The organism is Herbaspirillum sp. 3R11 (genome assembly GCF_004563925.1).
GTDB lineage: Bacteria > Pseudomonadota > Gammaproteobacteria > Burkholderiales > Burkholderiaceae_D > Herbaspirillum.
In genome coordinates this window covers 736,454-754,127 of the sequence record NZ_SPNJ01000001.1, presented here as the reverse complement: position 1 = coordinate 754,127, position 17,674 = coordinate 736,454, and the positions used below count along the sequence as shown (strand labels likewise).

The following is a 17,674-nucleotide window of genomic DNA, read 5'->3' as shown; positions in this document are numbered from 1 at the left end:
GTGCGGATTGCGGCTTATGCTGCCTGTGCGGATTATTGCAGCGGCAGCGTCGGCACGTTGGCGTCGAACCATTCCTTGTAGATCTTGGCGTAGGTGCCGTCGGCGACGATCTTCTTCAGACCGGCGTTGATCTTGTCCTGCAGTTCCTTGTTGCCCTTCTTGACCGCGATACCGAAGTATTGGCGCGTGAACTTGGCGTCGCCGACCACCTTGAATTGCTTCTCGGGATGGCTCTTGATGTAGAACTTGATCACGCCGACGTCGCCGATGGCCGCATCAACGCCGCCGCGATACAGCTCTTCCAGCATCAGCGGGGTGTTGTCGAAACGGTGGATGGCGGTGCTGGACTTGCCGACTTCTTCCGACAGGATGATGTCGCCGGCGGTCGAGTTGACCACGCCGACTTGCAGCTTCTTCAGGTCAGCCAGTGCGGCCACCTTGGAGCCGGCGCCGGTGATGATGACTTGCTCGGCCGGGAAATACGGCAGCGAAAAGTCGACCATCTGGGCGCGCTTCTCGGTGATGGTGATGCCGGAAATGATGATGTCGCGGTCGCCCTGGCCCAGGGTGGCGAAGATGCCTTCCCATGGTGTGCTGACCAGCTTGATCTGGAAGCCGGACGCCTTGGCGATGGCCTTGATGATGTCGATGTCGAAACCGACCAGTTCCTTCTTCGGCGTTTCGAATTCAAACGGACGGTAGGTTCCGCCGGCGCCGACGACGTACGTCTGGTCTGCTGCCTGGGCCGAGACGGCGGTCAGCGACAGAGCCAGCACGCTGCCTGCGAGCAGAACGAGTTTTTTGAGCGACATTGTTTTTCTCCCTGAGGTAAAGCTTGTAGATGAGCTTGTAAATGAGCCTGTTGTTAATGAATTCTTGCTGCTTTCCGAGAAAGGACTCGCATTTGCGCAAACGCGCTGCAAAGCCGCCCGGAGCGCGGAACCCGACATGATCCGGCGTATGCGGCGATCAGTCAACAGCCAATTTATTGATTTTTTGTTACTTTTTTATCGAATCAATGTCGATTTGCCGAACAGGCTCTCCACCAGCTCCACCACCAGCTCAGCGGTCTGGTTGCGCACGTCGCAGGCCGGATTGAGCTCCATGACGTCCAGCGATGCCAGCCGTCCGGTGTCGGCGATCATTTCCATGCACAGCTGGGTTTCGCGGTAAGTCGGGCCGCCCTGCACTGCCGTGCCCACCCCCGGCGCCACCGCCGGATCGAGGAAATCGATGTCGAAGCTCACATGCAGGTGGGTGTCGGCGTCCATGCCCGACAAGGCCTGCTCCATGGCGACGCGCATGCCGTGCTCGTCGATGTGGCGCATGTCGTAGACACGCAGACCGAGCTCGTGCAGGTGGCGCTTTTCGTCGCGGTCGACGCTGCGGATACCGATCTGACGGATCGCATCCGGACGCAGCGCCGGCACCTGGCCGCCGATATGGGTGAGCGCATCTGGGCCGTTGCCCAGCAGGCAGGCCACCGGCATGCCGTGGATATTGCCGGTCGGCGTCGAGTCGCTGGTGTTGGCGTCGGCGTGCGCATCCAGCCACAACACCAGCAGCTTCTTGCCCTGCTCGCGGCAATGCTGCGCCACCGCCGCGATCGAGCCGATCGCCAGCGCATGGTCGCCGCCCAGCAGCACCGGGATCTGGCCGTGATGCAAGGCGCCGTGCACCGCTTCATGCACCGCGCGATTCCAGGCCACCACTTGTTCCAGATGACGGAAACCCTGCACCGGCCCTTGCTGCGGATTGGGCGGGCCGCTGACGTCGCCGCCATCGGTCACGACGAGGCCGTGCTGCTGCAAGGCTTGCTGCAGGTTCGCCACGCGCAGCGCTTCCGGCCCCATCGAGGCGCCGCGACGACCCGCGCCGATGTCGGTGGGAGCGCCGATCAGGCGGATTTCCTTGTTGCGGTTTTCTGTCATTTGTTTCCTTCAGCGGTTTTAGTATTCATGGTTCATTGTTCAGGCGTGCAGCAAGTTGAGCGCTGCTGTGAATGTTTCCGTCGGCGCGCCCTCTACGGCGGCGCCGTACAAATCCTTGGGATCGGCCAGGTCCGGCACCAGGTCGATCTGCTGTGTGAATCGTGCGTCCAGTTGTTCGTCCAGATAGCGCAGCGCCGAAAAATCCTCCAGCGCAAATCCCACCGAGTCGAACACCGTCACCTCGTCGCTACCGGCACGCCCGCTGGCCGTGCCCGCCAGCACCTGCCACAGCTCGGTCACGGCGAACTCCGCCGGCATCTGCTGCAACTCGCCCTCGACGCGCGATTGCGGCTCGAACTCCACCACCACGCGCGCCTTGCTCAAGACTTCGCGCTGCAACTCGGTCTTGCCCGGACAATCGCCGCCGACGGCGTTGAGGTGCATGCCCGCTTCCACCATGTCGGCCGTGACGATCACCGCGCGGCGCTTGTCCGCCGTGACGGTGGTGACGATGTCGGCGCCGCGTACCGCTTCGGCGACGCTGCCGGCGCGCACGACGCGCAAGTCCGGATACGCGCGCAGGTTGCGGCACAGCTTGTCGGTGGCCGCCGCATCGACGTCGAACACGCGCAATTCAGCGATCCCGAGCAGGCGATGGAAGGCAATCGCCTGGAATTCGCTCTGCGCGCCGTTGCCGATCAGCGCCATCACGCGGCTGTCCGACCGCGCCATGTGCCGCGCCGCCAGCACCGAGGTCGCCGCCGTGCGCAAGGCGGTGGTCAGCGTCAGTTCGCTCAGCAGACGCGGATAACCACTGCCGACATCGGCCAGCACGCCGAAGGCGGTCACCGTCAACAAACCATGTGACGTGTTGCGCGGGTGTCCGTTCACATATTTGAAGGAATACAGCCGCCCGTCCGAAATCGGCATCAGTTCAATCACCCCCACGGCCGAATGACTGGCCAGCCGCGCAGTTTTGTCGAACTGTTGCCAGCGCAAGTAGTCTGCCTTGATGTAAGTCGCCAGACCTTGGATGACCTGCTCCAGTGGGCGCGTGGCGAGGAAGGACTGCAATTCCCGGGTGCCGATGTACTTGACCATGATGAACGGTGCGGCATGATGCCGCTTTTGCTGCAATGAAAGAAATTTTACAGATGAACATTGGAAATTTGCTTTCTTTATCCTATAAATAAAGACATGCTTATGCAGCTTTATTTCATAGCTCGAGCTTAACGGGAGGTTCCATGGACAAACTTGACGTCAAGATCCTTGAATTGCTGCAACAGGACGGTCGCATGAGCAATGTCGACATCTCGGAAAACATCCACCTGTCGCCGCCGCAATGCCTGCGCCGCGTGCGCGTGCTGGAAGAACAAGGCGTGATCCGGCGTTACGCCGCGCTGGTGGCGCCGTCTGCGGTGGGGCTGGATGTCACGGCGTTTGTCGCGCTGTCGCTCGACCGCGCCCAGTTCAAGCAGGTGCGCGAGGTCGAAAGCGTAATCCGCGACTTCCCGGAAATCATCGAGTGCTACACAATTTCGGGCGACTTCGATTATCTGCTCAAGGTGGTGTCGCACGACCTCAAGAGCCTGTCGCACTTCCTCACCGATCGCCTGATGCAGGTGCCGGGCGTGGCCGGGCTGCGTTCAATGATTTGCCTGGAAGAAGTCAAACCGCTATCGGGACTGCCGATCAGGCTTGAGGATCGTTGAGCCGCTCAGTGGAAACATAGGAACCCTGCTGCGCCACGAAGCCGTCGAAAGCCTGCAGCAGCGACAAGTATTTGGCGTGCTCACTCTCTAGCTGTGCCAACGCATGGCAGGCGGCTTCCAGCGTCGACAACTGATCCGCGCGATGCGCCTTGCGGATGCGATATTGCGAGGCCGGCGGGTCGATCAGCGGCAGGCGCGGCAAAGCTTGCAGCAAGGGATTCAGGTGCAGCATCTTGCGGCTCTTGCGCCAGGTGGCGTCGAGGATTACCAGCCGCAGCCGCTGCGGCGTGGACAGATCGGGCAAGACGCTTTCCGGCAGGCCCGGCGTGTGCGGATACAGCAGCACCGGTCGAACCGGCACACCTTCAGCTTCGCTGAACAGCAAATCCCGCAACGCTTCTTCATTGAATTGTTCACCCTGCGCCAGCACGCTGCCCGTCAGGCTCAGGTGCAGCAGGCGCCCGCTGCCCTTGACCTGGGCGACTTCCAACGGATGCTGCAGGATCAACACCTGCGCCGCCGGTTTCAGCGACCGGATCCAGCCGCAGATGCAACTGCTTTGCGCACGCAGGCAACGTTCGCACATGGCGCGTTTGGATATGGAATCGGCGCCCGTCACTTGATGTACTCCTGCAAACCCGCCGCCAATGCATCAAAAGCCACGCGCACGCGCGCGCTGTTGCGCAGGTCTTCATGCATCGCCACCCAAGTCTCGAGCTTGAACGAAAATTGCCTGGCCAGCACGCGCACCAGGTTGGCGTCGCGTCGCGCCAGCGGCGTCTGGCAAAAGCCGATGCCGTAACCGGCGCGGATCATCGCCAGTTGCGCGATGTCGCTGCTGGTGCGCAGTGCGAACTGGCTGCGGCGCAAGGTCGGCATGTGCTTGGCGGCGCTGCGGATGAAGGCGGTTTCCTTGTCGAAGCCGATGATGGCGTGCTCGTTCAGTTGCGTGAGGTCCTTCGGGGTGCCGTGCTGCGCCAGGTAATCCTTGTGAGCGTGCAAGCCCAACTCGATGGCGCCGATGCGACGCGCGACCAGTACTTCCTGGGTCGGCTGCACCATGCGCACAGCGATGTCGGCTTCGCGCTTGAGCAAGTCCTCGATGCGACTCGACAAGGCCAGTTCGATCACCAGTTCAGGATGGCTGCGTTTGAGCGCCAGCAGGATGGGCGGCAGTACTTCGACGCCGATCACTTCGCTGGCGGTGATGCGCACGGTCCCGCGCACCTGCTCGCCGGCGCCGCCATGCGCCGAGGCCGCGCGCATCAGCGCCGCCGTGGTGGCGGCCAGGCTCTCGGCGTAAGGCTGCAGGCTGAGCGCCGCTTCGGTCGGCATGAAACCGTGCTGCGAACGCGTGAACAAGGCAAAGCCGACCGCCTGTTCCAGCGCGTCGACGTGGCGGCCGATGGTTGGCTGCGTCAGTCCGAGCGCGCGCGCCGCAGCAGACAGCGAACCCTCCTGCAACACCGCCAGGAAAGAGCGGTACAACTCCCAGCCGGGATCGGCGACGGTATTTTTATCCATACAAATAAGTATAGCATCACCATTCTTTTAACCAATTCCATTTAACCTGCGTTTGTCCGACACTGATCTCATCGCAACGAACAATCAGACAACCAGGGAGTGAATCATGGCAAACGGAAAAAACGTATTGGTCCTCGGCGCCACCGGCGGCATCGGCGGTGAAATGGCGCAACGCCTGTATGCACAAGGTTGGCACGTGCGCGCGCTGCATCGCCAGGCCGAACAGGTCGCGGCGCGGCCAGGCATGCGCAAGTTCGACTGGATCAGCGGCGACGCCATGCAGCGCGCCGACGTGGTGGCTGCCGCGCGCGGCGTCGACGTCATCGTGCATGCGGTCAATCCGCCCGGCTACCGGCGCTGGGCCGAACTGGTGCTGCCGATGATGGACAACAGCATCGCCGCCGCCCAGGCCTTCGGCGCGCGCATCGTGCTGCCGGGTACGGTCTACAACTATGGCCCGGACGTCCTGCCCGAGCTGCACGTCGATTCGCCGCAGCATCCGGTCACACGCAAGGGCGCCATTCGCGTACAGATGGAACAGCGCCTGCAAACGGCGGCGGCCGATGGCGTACGCAGCCTGATCGTCCGCGCCGGCGACTTCTTCGGTCCGCAAGCCGGCAACAACTGGTTCTCCATGGGATTGGTAAAGCCGGGCAAGACGCCTGCCTCTATCATCTATCCCGGCAAGCGCGGCGTCGGCCATCAATGGACTTACCTGCCCGACCTGGCGGAAACCATGGCGCGCCTGCTGGAACGGGAATCATCGCTGGAGACTTTCGCCCGCTTCCACATGAACGGCCACTGGGACGCCGACGGCACGCAGATGACGGAGGCAATCCGCCGCGTGCTCGGCAATGCACGGCTGCCGGTGCGCAGCTTCCCGTGGTGGCTGCTCGGTCCGGCCGCGCCGTTCGTGCCGCTGTTCCGTGAAATGAAAGAGATGCGCTACCTGTGGCAACAGCCGGTGCGCATGGACAATGTGCGCCTGCTGCAGGTGCTTGGTGAAGAGCCGCATACGCCGCTCGATGAGGCCGTCCGCGCCACGCTGCGAGGGCTCGGTTGCCTGCCCTCGCAAGCGGGAACACAGGCTCGCGCGGCGTAGAAACACATCAGCCGAAAATCACACCGCCAGCCACGGCGGCGCAGCTTCCTTCACGTCGATTTTCTTCGGAATCAGCTTCAGGTCGAAGAAGGTATCCGCAATCCGCTGCTGCTCCGCCAGGATGGCGCCGGTGATCGGCTCGGTGCCGAAGCTGTAGCGGCCGACCATGATGTCGACCACCGGCTTCGGCAAGCCCAGCACGGACGACAACTCAGCCGACAAGGCCGCATGGTTGGCCTTGGCCCAGACGTCGATCTGGTTGAGCTCGTCGATGATGATGTTGATGACGTCCTTGTTCTTCTGCGCGTAGTCCTTGGACGAAAAATAATAGGCGCGATTCTTCACCACGCCGTTGGCATCCGCCAGGATCTGCGCCGACAAGGTGGTTTGCGCGGCGGCCAGGTAAGGTTCCCAGATCGCCCATGCATCGATGGCGCCCTTCTCGAATGCAGCGCGGGCGTCGGCCGGTGACAACCAGACCGGATTGACGTCGGCATAGCGCAGGCCGGATTTTTCCAGCAGCTTGACCAGGAAGTAATGGACGTTGGAACCCTTGTTCAGGGCGATCTTCTTGCCCTTCAGATCGGCCACCGACTTGATGGCGGAACCGGCCGGCAGCAGGATGCCTTCCAGCCCGGGACGCGGCACGGTGGCCGCAACATAGACCAGCGGCGACCCCGCCGCCTGCGAAAAGATCGGCGGCGCTTCGCCGACGTCGCCGAAGTCGATGGAGCCCACACTGAGCGCTTCCAGCTGCACCGGGCCGGCCGTGAATTCTATCCACTTGATCGAAACGCCCAACGGCGCCAATCTTTTCTCCAGCGTGCCGCGGCCTTTCAGCAGACTGAGCAAGCCCTTCTGGTACCCGATGCGCAGCTCGCGCGTGGCGGCCGAAGCAGAGAGTGGAAACAGCGACGTCAAGGCAGCGAAGGCGCCGAATCCGGCTCCTCCCTTGAGCACCTTGCGACGCAAGGTATTGACGGCGGAGGCGGCGTTCGATTTCAAGGTAGTTGTTTTTTTCATGTGTCTTTTATGGTTGATCAGGTTGATCTCTGGCCCGCTTACTGTAAAGACCGGAAGCCGCGACAGGGAACGAATAAAAACCCATATCAATATGCGGTCGTCGCGATCCGCATCCTCTGTCTTTATCCGAACGAACTACCTCGGCGACATCCCATCCGCCATCTTCACTTATTCGTTTTTCAAACTAGCCAACTCGTTTTTATTCGTTTTGTTTCAAATTGGCGGCCCGTACATTTATGTCAACGGCCTGCTGTCGTCTATCGCCACCAGAATGACCGCAATTGCGAGCAGGTCCGAGTCGATTCGTTGTCAGAACGTCAGAACAATCATCGAGGTCTCCTTCATGTCCGTCGCTTATTCGTCCGCACCTGTCCAATCCCCCGTATCCACTGCGGCCTTGCCCGAGGAGCTGGTCTCCATCAAGGCCGAGGCCGTATCGTCTTCCCTGCCTTATGCCGGCGGCGTTCCGCCGGCGCTGGCCTGGAAGCTGTTTTCCACCCAGCAGGTCGTGCTGGTGGACGTCCGCTCGAATGAAGAGCGCAAGTTCGTCGGCCATGTTCCCGGCAGCATCCACGTGCCGTGGGCGACCGGCACCGCGCTCACGCGCAATCCGCGCTTCGTGCGCGAACTGGAAAGCAAGATCGGCGGCAAGGACGTCGTTGCGCTGCTGCTGTGCCGCAGCGGCAAGCGCTCGGCGCTGGCGGCCGAAGCTGCAGCCAAGGCCGGCCTCACCTGTATTTTCAATGTCCTGGAAGGCTTCGAAGGCGAGATCGACGCGCAGCAGCAGCGCGGCAAAGCCGACGGCTGGCGCTTCCATGGATTGCCCTGGATTCAGGACTAAATGCAGGACTGAACAACAAATAAAAGTGAAGGAACAGCGTGGCCACTTTCGACATTCCCAACATCGTGCAGTCGTTGCATGAAGCGCGTCTCAGCTGGCGCCAGGCGCAACGACGCGCCAGCGAGCCGGGAGGCCGCGAGTTTCCTTCGCGCGATGCGCTGTCCGACGTCATCGAAAGCCTGAAGGGCGTGCTGTTTCCGATGCGCCTCGGCCCACCCGACCTGCGCCAGGAAAGCGAAGATTTCCACGTCGCCCATGCACTAGATGCGGCCTTGCACTCGCTGCTGAAACAGGTGCGACTGGAATTGAAATACAACGCGGCCCTTACCGGCGCCACCGATCGCGACATCGACCATGACGCGTTGGCGGCGACACGGACCTTCGCAGCAGCGTTGCCTGCCATCCGCACCCTGCTCGACAGCGACGTGCTGGCGGCCTATCAGGGCGACCCGGCGGCGCGCAGCGTCGACGAAGTGCTGCTGTGCTATCCCGGCGTGCTGGCGATGATCCACTATCGCCTCGGTCACCAGCTGTATGTCCTCGGCCTGCCGCTGCTGGCGCGCATCGTCGCCGAACTCGCGCATGGCGCCACCGGCATCGACATCCATCCGGGCGCCACCATCGGCGCCGGCTTCTTCATCGATCACGGCACCGGCGTGGTGATCGGCGAGACTGCGGTCATCGGTGAACGCGTGCGGGTCTACCAGGCGGTCACGCTGGGCGCGAAACGTTTCCCTACCGATGCGGAAGGCAATCTCCAGAAAGGCCTGCCGCGCCATCCGGTGGTGGAAGACGACGTCGTCATCTATGCCGGCGCCACCATCCTCGGTCGCATCACGCTGGGCAAAGGCGCGGTCATCGGCGGCAATGTCTGGCTGACCCACGACGTGCCGCCGGGCGGCCGCATCGCGCAGGCGGAGTCGCGCGAAGGCGCGTTTGCCAACGGCATCGCTTCCACGTGAACATCATCGTGAACCGCCTCATCCGGGAGAGCTGACATGAACACCAGACAACAGTCCGGCAAGCGCACCGACAAGGATGCGAAACCTGACCTCACCGACGACAACATCCCCAGTCCGCTGGTGCAGAGCTTCGGCATCGGCGTGCGGCAATTGCGCGAGGCGCAAGGCTGGTCGCAGGAGCGCCTGGCCGAGAACTCCAACCTGAACCGCTCCTATATCGGCGAAATCGAACGCGGCGGCGCCATCGCCTCGCTGGTTACCGTCGAGAAACTGGCTTTCGCGCTGAAGCTGACGCCCTCCGCCCTGGTGACGCGCGGCGAAGCCATCAGCCAGATGAATCTGGTGCGCGGCATCAAGTTGATGGCTATAGCATGTTGAGACATCCCGCTCCGGCCGCCACACTCTGACGGTCATTTTTCAGTCGTCTTTTTTATCTCACTTATTGAATTGGAGTCACGATGTCGGCAACAGTTGGCGGTACCACCGCGCTTGGCGATAACGCCGCACGGCAACTAGCAAACGCAACCAAAACCGTACCGCAACTGGAAACCATCAGCCCGCGCTGGCTGACGCATCTGTTGCAATGGGTTCCCGTCGAGGCCGGCATCTATCGCCTCAACAAGGTCAAGAATCCCGAATCGATCAAGGTCACCTGCACCGCACGCGAAGAAGAAAACCAGCTGCCGCGCACCTTCGTCGACTACGAAGAAAATCCACGCGAATATTTCCTCAACGCGGTCTCGACCGTGCTGGACGTGCACACCCGCGTCTCCGATCTGTACAGCAGCCCGCATGACCAGATCAAGGAACAGCTGCGCCTGACCATCGAGACCATCAAGGAAAACCAGGAAAGCGAACTGATCAACAATCCCGACTACGGCCTGCTGGCGCAAGTCACGGATGAACAGCGCATCTTCCCGCTGACCGGCGCACCAACGCCGGACGATCTGGACGAGCTGCTGACCAAGGTCTGGAAAGAACCGGCCTTCTTCCTCACGCATCCGCTGGCGATCGCCGCCTTCGGCCGTGAAGCGACCCGTCGCGGCACGCCGCCGCCGACCATCAGCCTGTTCGGTTCGCAATTCATCACCTGGCGCGGCATCCCGCTGATCCCGTCGGACAAGGTGCCGGTCGCCGACGGCAAGAGCAAGATCCTGCTGCTGCGCGTGGGCGACAAGCGCCAGGGCGTGGTCGGTCTGTTCCAGCCGGGTCTGCCGGGCGAACAAAGCCCAGGTTTGTCGGTGCGCTTCATGGGCATCAACAACCATGCGATTTCGTCGTACCTGATTTCGCTGTATTGCTCGCTCGCGGTGTTGACCACCGATGCGCTGGCGGTGCTCGACGACGTCGAGATCGGCAAATACCATGACTATCCTGACACCTACAAATAAGCCGCGACGTGAGCCTACTTTCGCCCCCTACCTCGTTGCCGTCCGGCCAGCCCGTCGGCGTTCCTGAAGCATCAGGTGCGCCGTTCGATCCGGCGGTGCTGGCGCGCCTGGCGACCGAGTTTTTCTCGGCCCCGCCGGCGCCGCCGTTTGCACCGCACGGTGTGCAGGCGCCCGCCAACATTGCACCACCCGGTTCGCCGCTGGTCAGTCCGGCAGGTTTTGGACCGGGCGTACCCGGCACACCGATCCCGCAGGGCCAGATTCCCGGCACCAACCTGATCCCGGCCTCGCCCACCCAGGTGCTGTCGCTGGGCAATCGCGCGCCTGCGCTGGCCCCGGTGGCTCCGGCCGGCAACGGCGTTCCGGACAAGCTCTTCAGCGCTGGACCTGCCTACGATCCACGCAGCGGCGGCGGCTTGCTGGGCGTGCCGGAATCAGTCGGCAGCGCAAGGCCGCAAGCCGGCGCATCGCCTTACTATTTCCTCAGCGACAGTTACGGTCAGCCGGGTGCAGCATCCGCACCCGCAACGCCGGATGCACATCATCTGCCTTCGCCGTCGATCCCGGAACATCGGAGTCTGACTGCGCCGCCGGCGACCGGAATTCCAGGTGCTGCGTCACCATCATCAGCGCCTTCGCCATCCACGACGCCGCAGTATTACTTCGTCGATTCGGTGGTGCTGCCGAGCGGCTACGTCACGCCTGCCAAGGCGCAGCCGCATGCGACGGTGCCGCTGGCCGGCGGCGATCGTCATCCGCCGTTCGACGTGAACGCGGTACGACGCGATTTCCCGATTCTTCAGGAACGCGTCAACGGTCGCCAGCTGGTCTGGTTCGACAACGCGGCAACGACGCACAAGCCGCAGTCGGTGATCGACCGCATCAGCCATTTCTACGCGCACGAAAACTCGAACATCCACCGTGCTGCACATGAACTGGCGGCACGCGCCACGGACGCCTACGAAGGCGCGCGTGAACGGGTACGTCGCTTCATCAATGCGCCGGACGTCAACGAAGTTATCTTCGTGCGCGGCACGACAGAAGCCATCAACCTGGTAGCCAAGAGCTGGGGCGCGCAGCATGTCGGCGAAGGCGACGAGATCATCGTCTCCAACCTCGAGCATCATGCCAACATCGTTCCGTGGCAGCAGCTGGCGGCCGCCAAGGGCGCCAAGCTGCGCGTGATTCCGGTGGACGATTCGGGTCAGATCCTGCTGGACGAGTATCGCAAGCTGCTTAATGACCGCACCAAGATCGTCGCGATCACCCAAGTGTCGAATGCTCTCGGCACGGTCACGCCGGTCAAGGAAATCGTTGAGCTGGCCCATCGCGCCGGCGCCAAGGCGCTGGTCGACGGCGCACAGTCGGTATCGCACATGCGTGTCGACGTGCAGGAGCTGGGCGCCGACTTCTTCGTGTTCTCGGGGCACAAGGTGTTCGGTCCGACCGGCATCGGCGTGGTCTGGGGCAAGCGCGAAGTGCTGGAAGACATGCCGCCGTGGCAAGGTGGCGGCAACATGATCGCCGACGTGACGTTCGAGAAGACGGTGTTCCAGCCGATCCCCAACAAGTTCGAGGCAGGCACGGGCAACATCGCCGACGCCGTCGGACTGGGCGCGGCGATCGACTACGTCAACAAGATCGGCATCGAAAACATCGCCCGCTACGAGCACGACCTGCTGGTCTACGGCATGCAGCAACTGCGTGAGATCAAGAGCGTGCGCCTGATCGGCACGGCCGACGACAAAGCTAGCGTGATGTCGTTCGTGCTGGCCGGCTACAGCACCGAAGAAGTCGGTCATGCGCTCAACGAAGAAGGTATCGCCGTACGCACCGGCCATCACTGCGCCCAACCGATTCTGCGCCGCTTCGGCGTCGAAACGACGGTGCGGCCGTCGCTGGCCTTCTACAATACCTTCGACGAAATCGACCGTCTTGCGACGGTCATCAGGAGGCTTGCCGGACAACGACGCACCGGCTGAACCTGCAACCGCAGTCGGATGTGAAAACGGCCATGGAGCAATCCATGGCCGTTTTTTAATTGTGGTGTCGTGTGCAATCAGTGCGAGCTCGGCTCATTGAGCGCCGCCACGATGTCGGCGCGCTTGAGTTCCGGTGCGAATTGCAGGATGAAGTCATAGGTGTAGGCGCGCAGGTACGCGCCGCGACGCACTGCCAGACGCGTGATGTTGGACGCGAACAGATGCGAGGCTTCGATCGCCTGCAAGCCGTGATGCTTGCCCTGCTCGATTGCCATCGAGGCGACGATGCCGACGCCCAGGCCGAGTGCGACGTACTGCTGGATCACGTCCGAGTCCATTGCGGTGAGCACGATATCCTTCTCGATGCCGGCCTTGCGGAAGGCGTCGTCAATGTGACCGCGACCGGTGAAGCCGACGTCATAGGTAATCAGCGAATGCGCCGCCAGCTCTTCGAGCGTGATCGGATGCTTGAGCTCCAGCAGCGGATGCCCTTGCGGCACCACGACAACGTGGTGCCAGGTATAGCAGGGGAACGACACCAGGTCCTTGAACTGGCTCAGGCCTTCGGTCGCGATACCGACGTCGGCCTTGCCCGACATGACCCACTCGGCAATGTGTTCCGGCGCGCTCTGTTGCAGCGCGATGCGCACTTGCGGGAACGCTGCGCGGAATGCCTGCACCACGCGCGGCAGCACGTAACGCGCCTGCGTGTGGGTGGTGGCGATGGTAAGCGTGCCGCTTTGCTCGCCGGCGTATTCCTGGCTGGCCTGGCGCAGGTTTTCTGCCTCCAGCAGCAACCGTTCGACGATGTGCAAGATGCCTTTGCCCGGCTCGGTCAGGCCGATCAGGCGCTTGCCATTGCGTTCGAAAATCTCGACGCCGAGTTCTTCTTCGAGCTCTCGGATCTGGCGGCTCACACCCGGTTGCGAGGTGAACAGCACATTGGCGACTTCAGTCAGGTTGAAACCGCAGCGAGCGGCTTCGCGGATTGAGCGTAGCTGTTGGAAATTCATCGTGCATCCTTATTCCGGGCGGCTTCGGTAGAGGCCGCGTTGTCGACAAACACGTGCAGGCGGCGCGGTCGCACCACCAGCGTTTCGCCGTCTTTCAGATTCAATTGTGCAAAGCGTTCATTGGAAATGACGGCTTCGATCAGTTCCGCATTGTCTTTGCGTTCCAGCTCCAGTTGCGCCAGCGGACCGATGGCATGCGAGCGCCTGAGCTGGGCCACGATGCCTTCGGCTCCGGGCGTGTAGCGGTCGACCTCGAGGTCGTGCGGACGCACGTAGCCGATGCCCTTTTCATCCTGCGCCTGGGCGTGGTTGGGGGCGTCGAAGGTGACGCCGCCGGCGTCCAGCACGCCTTCATGCACGCGGCCGTGGAACAGGTTGACGTTGCCGAGGAAGCCGTAGACGAACGGCGACGCCGGATGGTTGTAGACCTCGGCAGGCGAACCGATCTGTTCGACGTTTCCCTTGTTCATCAGCACGATCTGGTCGGCGACTTCCAATGCCTCTTCCTGATCATGAGTGACGAAAATACTGGTGACGTGCAACTCGTCATGCAGACGACGCAACCAGCGGCGCAGTTCCTTGCGCACCTTGGCATCGAGCGCACCAAACGGCTCGTCCAGCAGCAGCACGCGCGGCTCCACCGCCAGTGCGCGCGCGAGGGCGATGCGCTGGCGCTGGCCGCCGGACAGTTGCGGCGGATAACGGTCGGCCAGCCAGTCGAGCTGCACCAGCTCCAGCAGGCTGGTGACCTTTTCGCGGATCTGCGCTTCCGACGGACGCAGGGCGCGCGGTTTGACGCGCAGGCCGAAGGCGATGTTTTCAAACACGGTCATGTGCTTGAACAAGGCGTAGTGCTGGAACACGAAGCCGACCTGGCGCTCACGCACGTGGCGCGCCGAGGCGTCGTCGCCGTCGAGCAGGACCTGGCCGGAATCGGGCGACTCCAGGCCGGCGATGATGCGCAGCAGCGTGGTCTTGCCACAGCCGGACGGTCCCAGCAAGGCGGTCAGTTCGCCCGCAGGAAAATTCAGGGAAACGTTGTTGAGCGCGACGAAATTGCCGAAACGCTTGTTGATGTCTTTGACTTCGATGCTCATGCTTGACTCCTAATTCTTACACCAGGTCTGCGCCGGGGTGGGCGACGTGTGCGGTCAACTGCTTGTGCAGACGCCACTCGATAAAGCTCTTGATCGCCAGTGTCACCAAGGCCAGGAAGGCCAGCAGCGACGCCACCGCAAACGCGCCGACGATATTGAATTCGTTGTAAAGGATTTCCACCTGCAGCGGGATCGTGTTGGTCTCGCCGCGGATATGGCCGGATACCACCGACACCGCGCCGAACTCGCCCATGGCGCGGGCGTTACACAAGATCACGCCATACAGCAAACCCCATTTGATATTCGGCAGGGTCACGTGCCAGAAAGTCTTCCAGCCCGAGGCGCCCAGCACCAGCGCGGCCTCTTCTTCTTCACTGCCCTGTGATTGCATCAACGGGATCAGCTCGCGCGCCACGAACGGGAAAGTCACGAACACCGTCGCCAGCACAATGCCCGGCACCGCGAACAGGATCTTGATGTCATGCTCGCGCAGCCACGGACCGAAGTAGCCTTGCAGGCCGAACAGCAGCACATAGATCAGGCCCGAGATCACCGGCGATACCGAGAACGGCAAGTCGATCAGCGTCAGCAAGATGTTCTTGCCGCGGAATTCGAACTTGGCGATCGACCATGCCGCCGCCACGCCGAACACCAGGTTCAGCGGCACGGCGATGGCGGCGGTCAGCAGGGTCAGCTTGATGGCCGACCAGGCGTCGGGTTCAATGATGTTATCGATGTAGACGTCCCAGCCTTTTTTCAGGCCCTCATAAAACACCGCGACCAGCGGCACGAACAGGAACAGGGTCAGGAAGGCGAAGGCGATCCCGATCAGCAGGATGCGCACCCACAACGGTTCCAGCGTGGCGGCGGGCGCGTAGGCGGGTTCGCCGCGCGGTGCTACCGAAGTCGCAGCGGTAATGCCAGGAGTAATGACGGCGCTCATGTCAGACTTTCTCGGCCTGGCCGCGCTTGCGGACCCAGGCTTGCAACAGGTTGATGGTCAGCAGCAAGGCGAACGACACGATCAGCATGACCACGGCGATGGCGGTGGCGCCGGTGTAGTCGTATTGCTCCAGCTTGGTGATGATGAACAGCGGTGTGATTTCCGACACCATCGGCATGTTGCCGGCGATGAAGACGACCGAGCCGTATTCGCCGGTGGCGCGTGCAAAGGCCAGCGCAAAGCCGGTCAACAATGCCGGGAACACGGTGGGGAAAATCACCCGTGCAAAGGTCTGCAGGCGTGAAGCGCCGAGACTGGCGGCGGCTTCCTCAAGCTCGCGCTCGGCGTCTTCCAGCACTGGTTGCACGGTGCGCACGACAAAGGGCAAGCCGATGAAGGTCAGCGCCACCAGCACGCCCAGCGGGGTAAAGGCGACCTTGATGCCGAGCGGCACCAGGTAGCGGCCGATCCAGCCGTTCTGCGAATAGAGTGTGGTCAGTGCAATGCCCGCCACCGCCGTCGGCAGCGCAAACGGCAAATCGACCAGCGCATCAATGATGCGCTTGCCGGGAAATTTATAGCGCACCAGCACCCAGGCCACGATGCCGCCGAAAATCACATTCAGGAAAGCAGCTAATAAAGAAGCGCCGAACGTCAGGCGATACGAGGCCATCACACGCGGCGAGGTCACGGCGCTGACAAAAGCGTCCCAGGTCATCGTGAAGGTCTTGAGGAAGACCGCCGACAACGGGATCAGCACGATCAGGGTGAGATAGAACAGCGTGAAGCCGAGCGACAGGCGGAAGCCCGGCAACACCCGGAACGGCGCTTTCTTGTTCGTGGCAATGGAGACGGTCACGCTTGCACTTCCTTTTTATTGTCTTCTCCGGAAGGCCGCGATACCTGCGAATGCGTATCAGAGGGACAACAACCGGAGGAATCTCTTATTACAAATACGACTAATGAGCGAGGATAATCGCATCGCATTGTTATAAAGAGAACGAATTTTTTTGCATGTCCATAGAAGATTTATGCATAAAGAATGGCTGTCGAGATGATTTATCGATGGGTCAAAATATGCCCTTCCGATCTCCTGAAAGTCGCCCCGGGCATAGTCATCCGACGACTGATCACTCGAAAATGAAAGAAGTGGTTGACCACTTAATATGACAACAAGCCTCATGCTTACAGCCTTGTAAGCCTTATAAAACAAGGGTTCGGCACACAAAGAAATAAATCGGCTAGACCATATTGCAATATTGGTCAGGCCAACTTAGAATGGCCTGACCAATTTTTCAGGGACCTCCGTCCAGCCTGCCATGCTCAAAGTCGTCACAGCCCTTGCCGAATTCAGCGCGCCCGAAACGCGCCTGTATCGCGTGGTCGCCGATCGCGTTCAGGCATACATCCGCGACGAACACATTGCGGCCGGCGAACGCCTGCCGTCGGAACGCGACCTGGCGGCGCAACTGAAGGTCAGCCGCGCCTCAGTGCGTGAAGCGCTGATCGCGCTGGAACTGACCGGCGTGATCGAAGTGCGTGGCGGTTCCGGTATTTATGTGATTGAAAAGAAAGGCGCGGCGCCGGCCATCCAGGAAATCGGCCCGGGTCCGTTCGAGATCCTGTCGGCGCGCTGCCTGATCGAGGGCGAAGTGGCGGCGATCGCTGCGCGCATGGCGACCGACGGCGCACTGGACGCCATCCTGCGCGCCCTCAACGACATGGAGCGTTTCTATGACGACCGCCCCAACAATGAAGAAGCCGACCGCACCTTCCACCTGTCGATCGCCCGCGCCACCGGCAACAGCGCCCTGGTCAGCGTGATCGAAAACCTGTGGGACCAGCGCGGCCGCCTGTGGATCAAGATGGAAGAACATTTCCATACCGAAGAATTGCGCCAGCAGACGCTGGTTGACCATCGCCGCATCCTCGAGGCCATCGTCGACCGCGATCCCGAAGGCGCGCGCAAGGCGATGCACTCCCACCTCGAACGCGTGACCACCGAGTTTTCACGCGGCTGGGGCGGCGGCAAGGCTTACACGCCGCACCACCAGGAGTAGCAGCGCAGGATTCAACACGATAGACGCGACGACGTCCGTCAGAGGCCAGGGTAGCCAATACCCGACAGAGCCGAGGATGCCGGAAGCGATAAA

At 61.9% G+C, this 17,674-nt stretch carries 18 protein-coding genes; 8 read left to right on the top strand and 10 right to left on the bottom strand.

Features of this window, described 5'->3' with window-relative positions; translation table 11 throughout:
* Positions 1–32 precede the first annotated feature (32 nt).
* From E4P32_RS03555 to E4P32_RS03545, 3 genes are all read right to left on the bottom strand, one after another.
* Complete coding sequence (locus E4P32_RS03555; RefSeq protein ID WP_016835658.1) at positions 33–812, bottom strand: basic amino acid ABC transporter substrate-binding protein; 780 nt, start codon at positions 810–812, stop codon at positions 33–35.
* A 195-nt stretch (positions 813–1,007) separates the two neighbouring features.
* The gene (rocF, locus tag E4P32_RS03550) at positions 1,008–1,931 is read right to left on the bottom strand and encodes an arginase (RefSeq protein WP_116433241.1); all 924 of its coding nucleotides are present in this window, start codon (positions 1,929–1,931) and stop codon (positions 1,008–1,010) included.
* 39 nt (positions 1,932–1,970) lie between these two features.
* A complete protein-coding gene (locus tag E4P32_RS03545) occupies positions 1,971–3,032 on the bottom strand; it encodes an ornithine cyclodeaminase (RefSeq protein ID WP_116433908.1) in 1,062 nt (353 codons plus the stop codon).
* A 143-nt stretch (positions 3,033–3,175) separates the two neighbouring features.
* On the opposite strand from E4P32_RS03545, the gene E4P32_RS03540 reads away from it, so the two are divergent.
* Positions 3,176–3,643 (top strand): Lrp/AsnC family transcriptional regulator, encoded by a 468-nt coding sequence (locus E4P32_RS03540; RefSeq protein WP_116433242.1) that lies wholly within the window; start codon positions 3,176–3,178, stop codon positions 3,641–3,643.
* Here E4P32_RS03540 and E4P32_RS03535 read toward each other — a convergent pair.
* Both E4P32_RS03535 and E4P32_RS03530 read right to left on the bottom strand, forming a co-directional pair.
* A complete protein-coding gene (locus E4P32_RS03535; protein ID WP_233526569.1) occupies positions 3,624–4,262 on the bottom strand; it encodes a tRNA-uridine aminocarboxypropyltransferase in 639 nt (212 codons plus the stop codon). The genes E4P32_RS03540 and E4P32_RS03535 overlap by 20 nt on opposite strands.
* On the bottom strand, positions 4,259–5,167 hold the full coding sequence (locus E4P32_RS03530) for a LysR family transcriptional regulator (RefSeq protein WP_116433243.1): 909 nt from the start codon (positions 5,165–5,167) through the stop codon (positions 4,259–4,261). The genes E4P32_RS03535 and E4P32_RS03530 overlap by 4 nt, the downstream gene beginning before the upstream one ends.
* A gap of 106 nt (positions 5,168–5,273) precedes the next feature.
* On the opposite strand from E4P32_RS03530, the gene E4P32_RS03525 reads away from it, so the two are divergent.
* Positions 5,274–6,269 (top strand): SDR family oxidoreductase, encoded by a 996-nt coding sequence (locus tag E4P32_RS03525; RefSeq protein WP_116433244.1) that lies wholly within the window; start codon positions 5,274–5,276, stop codon positions 6,267–6,269.
* Between the two features lie 18 nt (positions 6,270–6,287).
* Here E4P32_RS03525 and E4P32_RS03520 read toward each other — a convergent pair whose 3' ends face one another.
* Entirely contained in the window at positions 6,288–7,292 is a 1,005-nt protein-coding gene (locus E4P32_RS03520) for a sulfonate ABC transporter substrate-binding protein (RefSeq protein ID WP_116433245.1), read from the bottom strand.
* A 343-nt stretch (positions 7,293–7,635) separates the two neighbouring features.
* Between E4P32_RS03520 and E4P32_RS03515 the strand changes: the two genes are divergently transcribed.
* From E4P32_RS03515 to E4P32_RS03495, 5 genes are all read left to right on the top strand, one after another.
* Positions 7,636–8,133: a rhodanese-like domain-containing protein gene (locus E4P32_RS03515; RefSeq protein ID WP_116433246.1), complete on the top strand. Its 498-nt coding sequence runs from the start codon at positions 7,636–7,638 to the stop codon at positions 8,131–8,133.
* 38 nt (positions 8,134–8,171) lie between these two features.
* A complete protein-coding gene (epsC, locus tag E4P32_RS03510; protein ID WP_116433247.1) occupies positions 8,172–9,095 on the top strand; it encodes a serine O-acetyltransferase EpsC in 924 nt (307 codons plus the stop codon).
* Positions 9,096–9,200: 105 nt separating this feature from the next.
* Positions 9,201–9,473, top strand: a complete 273-nt coding sequence (locus E4P32_RS03505) for a helix-turn-helix transcriptional regulator (RefSeq protein WP_116433910.1) — start codon at positions 9,201–9,203, stop codon at positions 9,471–9,473.
* A gap of 80 nt (positions 9,474–9,553) precedes the next feature.
* Positions 9,554–10,486 (top strand): family 2A encapsulin nanocompartment shell protein, encoded by a 933-nt coding sequence (locus E4P32_RS03500; RefSeq protein WP_016835647.1) that lies wholly within the window; start codon positions 9,554–9,556, stop codon positions 10,484–10,486.
* Between the two features lie 8 nt (positions 10,487–10,494).
* On the top strand, positions 10,495–12,468 hold the full coding sequence (locus E4P32_RS03495; RefSeq protein ID WP_167747541.1) for a family 2A encapsulin nanocompartment cargo protein cysteine desulfurase: 1,974 nt from the start codon (positions 10,495–10,497) through the stop codon (positions 12,466–12,468).
* Positions 12,469–12,545: 77 nt separating this feature from the next.
* Here the strand turns inward: E4P32_RS03495 and E4P32_RS03490 are convergent, their stop codons facing one another.
* Genes E4P32_RS03490 through cysT form a run of 4 tightly spaced genes read right to left on the bottom strand, consistent with a single transcriptional unit; the run spans position 12,546 to position 16,380 of the window.
* Entirely contained in the window at positions 12,546–13,481 is a 936-nt protein-coding gene (locus tag E4P32_RS03490) for a CysB family HTH-type transcriptional regulator (protein ID WP_116433248.1), read from the bottom strand.
* A complete protein-coding gene (locus tag E4P32_RS03485; protein ID WP_116433249.1) occupies positions 13,478–14,578 on the bottom strand; it encodes a sulfate ABC transporter ATP-binding protein in 1,101 nt (366 codons plus the stop codon). The genes E4P32_RS03490 and E4P32_RS03485 overlap by 4 nt, the downstream gene beginning before the upstream one ends.
* Positions 14,579–14,594: 16 nt before the next feature.
* Positions 14,595–15,521: a sulfate ABC transporter permease subunit CysW gene (gene cysW, locus E4P32_RS03480; RefSeq protein ID WP_116433250.1), complete on the bottom strand. Its 927-nt coding sequence runs from the start codon at positions 15,519–15,521 to the stop codon at positions 14,595–14,597.
* Position 15,522: 1 nt separating this feature from the next.
* A complete protein-coding gene (gene cysT / locus E4P32_RS03475) occupies positions 15,523–16,380 on the bottom strand; it encodes a sulfate ABC transporter permease subunit CysT (protein WP_116433251.1) in 858 nt (285 codons plus the stop codon).
* Between the two features lie 460 nt (positions 16,381–16,840).
* On the opposite strand from cysT, the gene E4P32_RS03470 reads away from it, so the two are divergent.
* Positions 16,841–17,581, top strand: coding sequence for a FadR/GntR family transcriptional regulator (locus E4P32_RS03470; protein WP_116433252.1), 741 nt, complete (start codon positions 16,841–16,843; stop codon positions 17,579–17,581).
* The last annotated feature ends 93 nt before the right edge of the window (positions 17,582–17,674 follow it).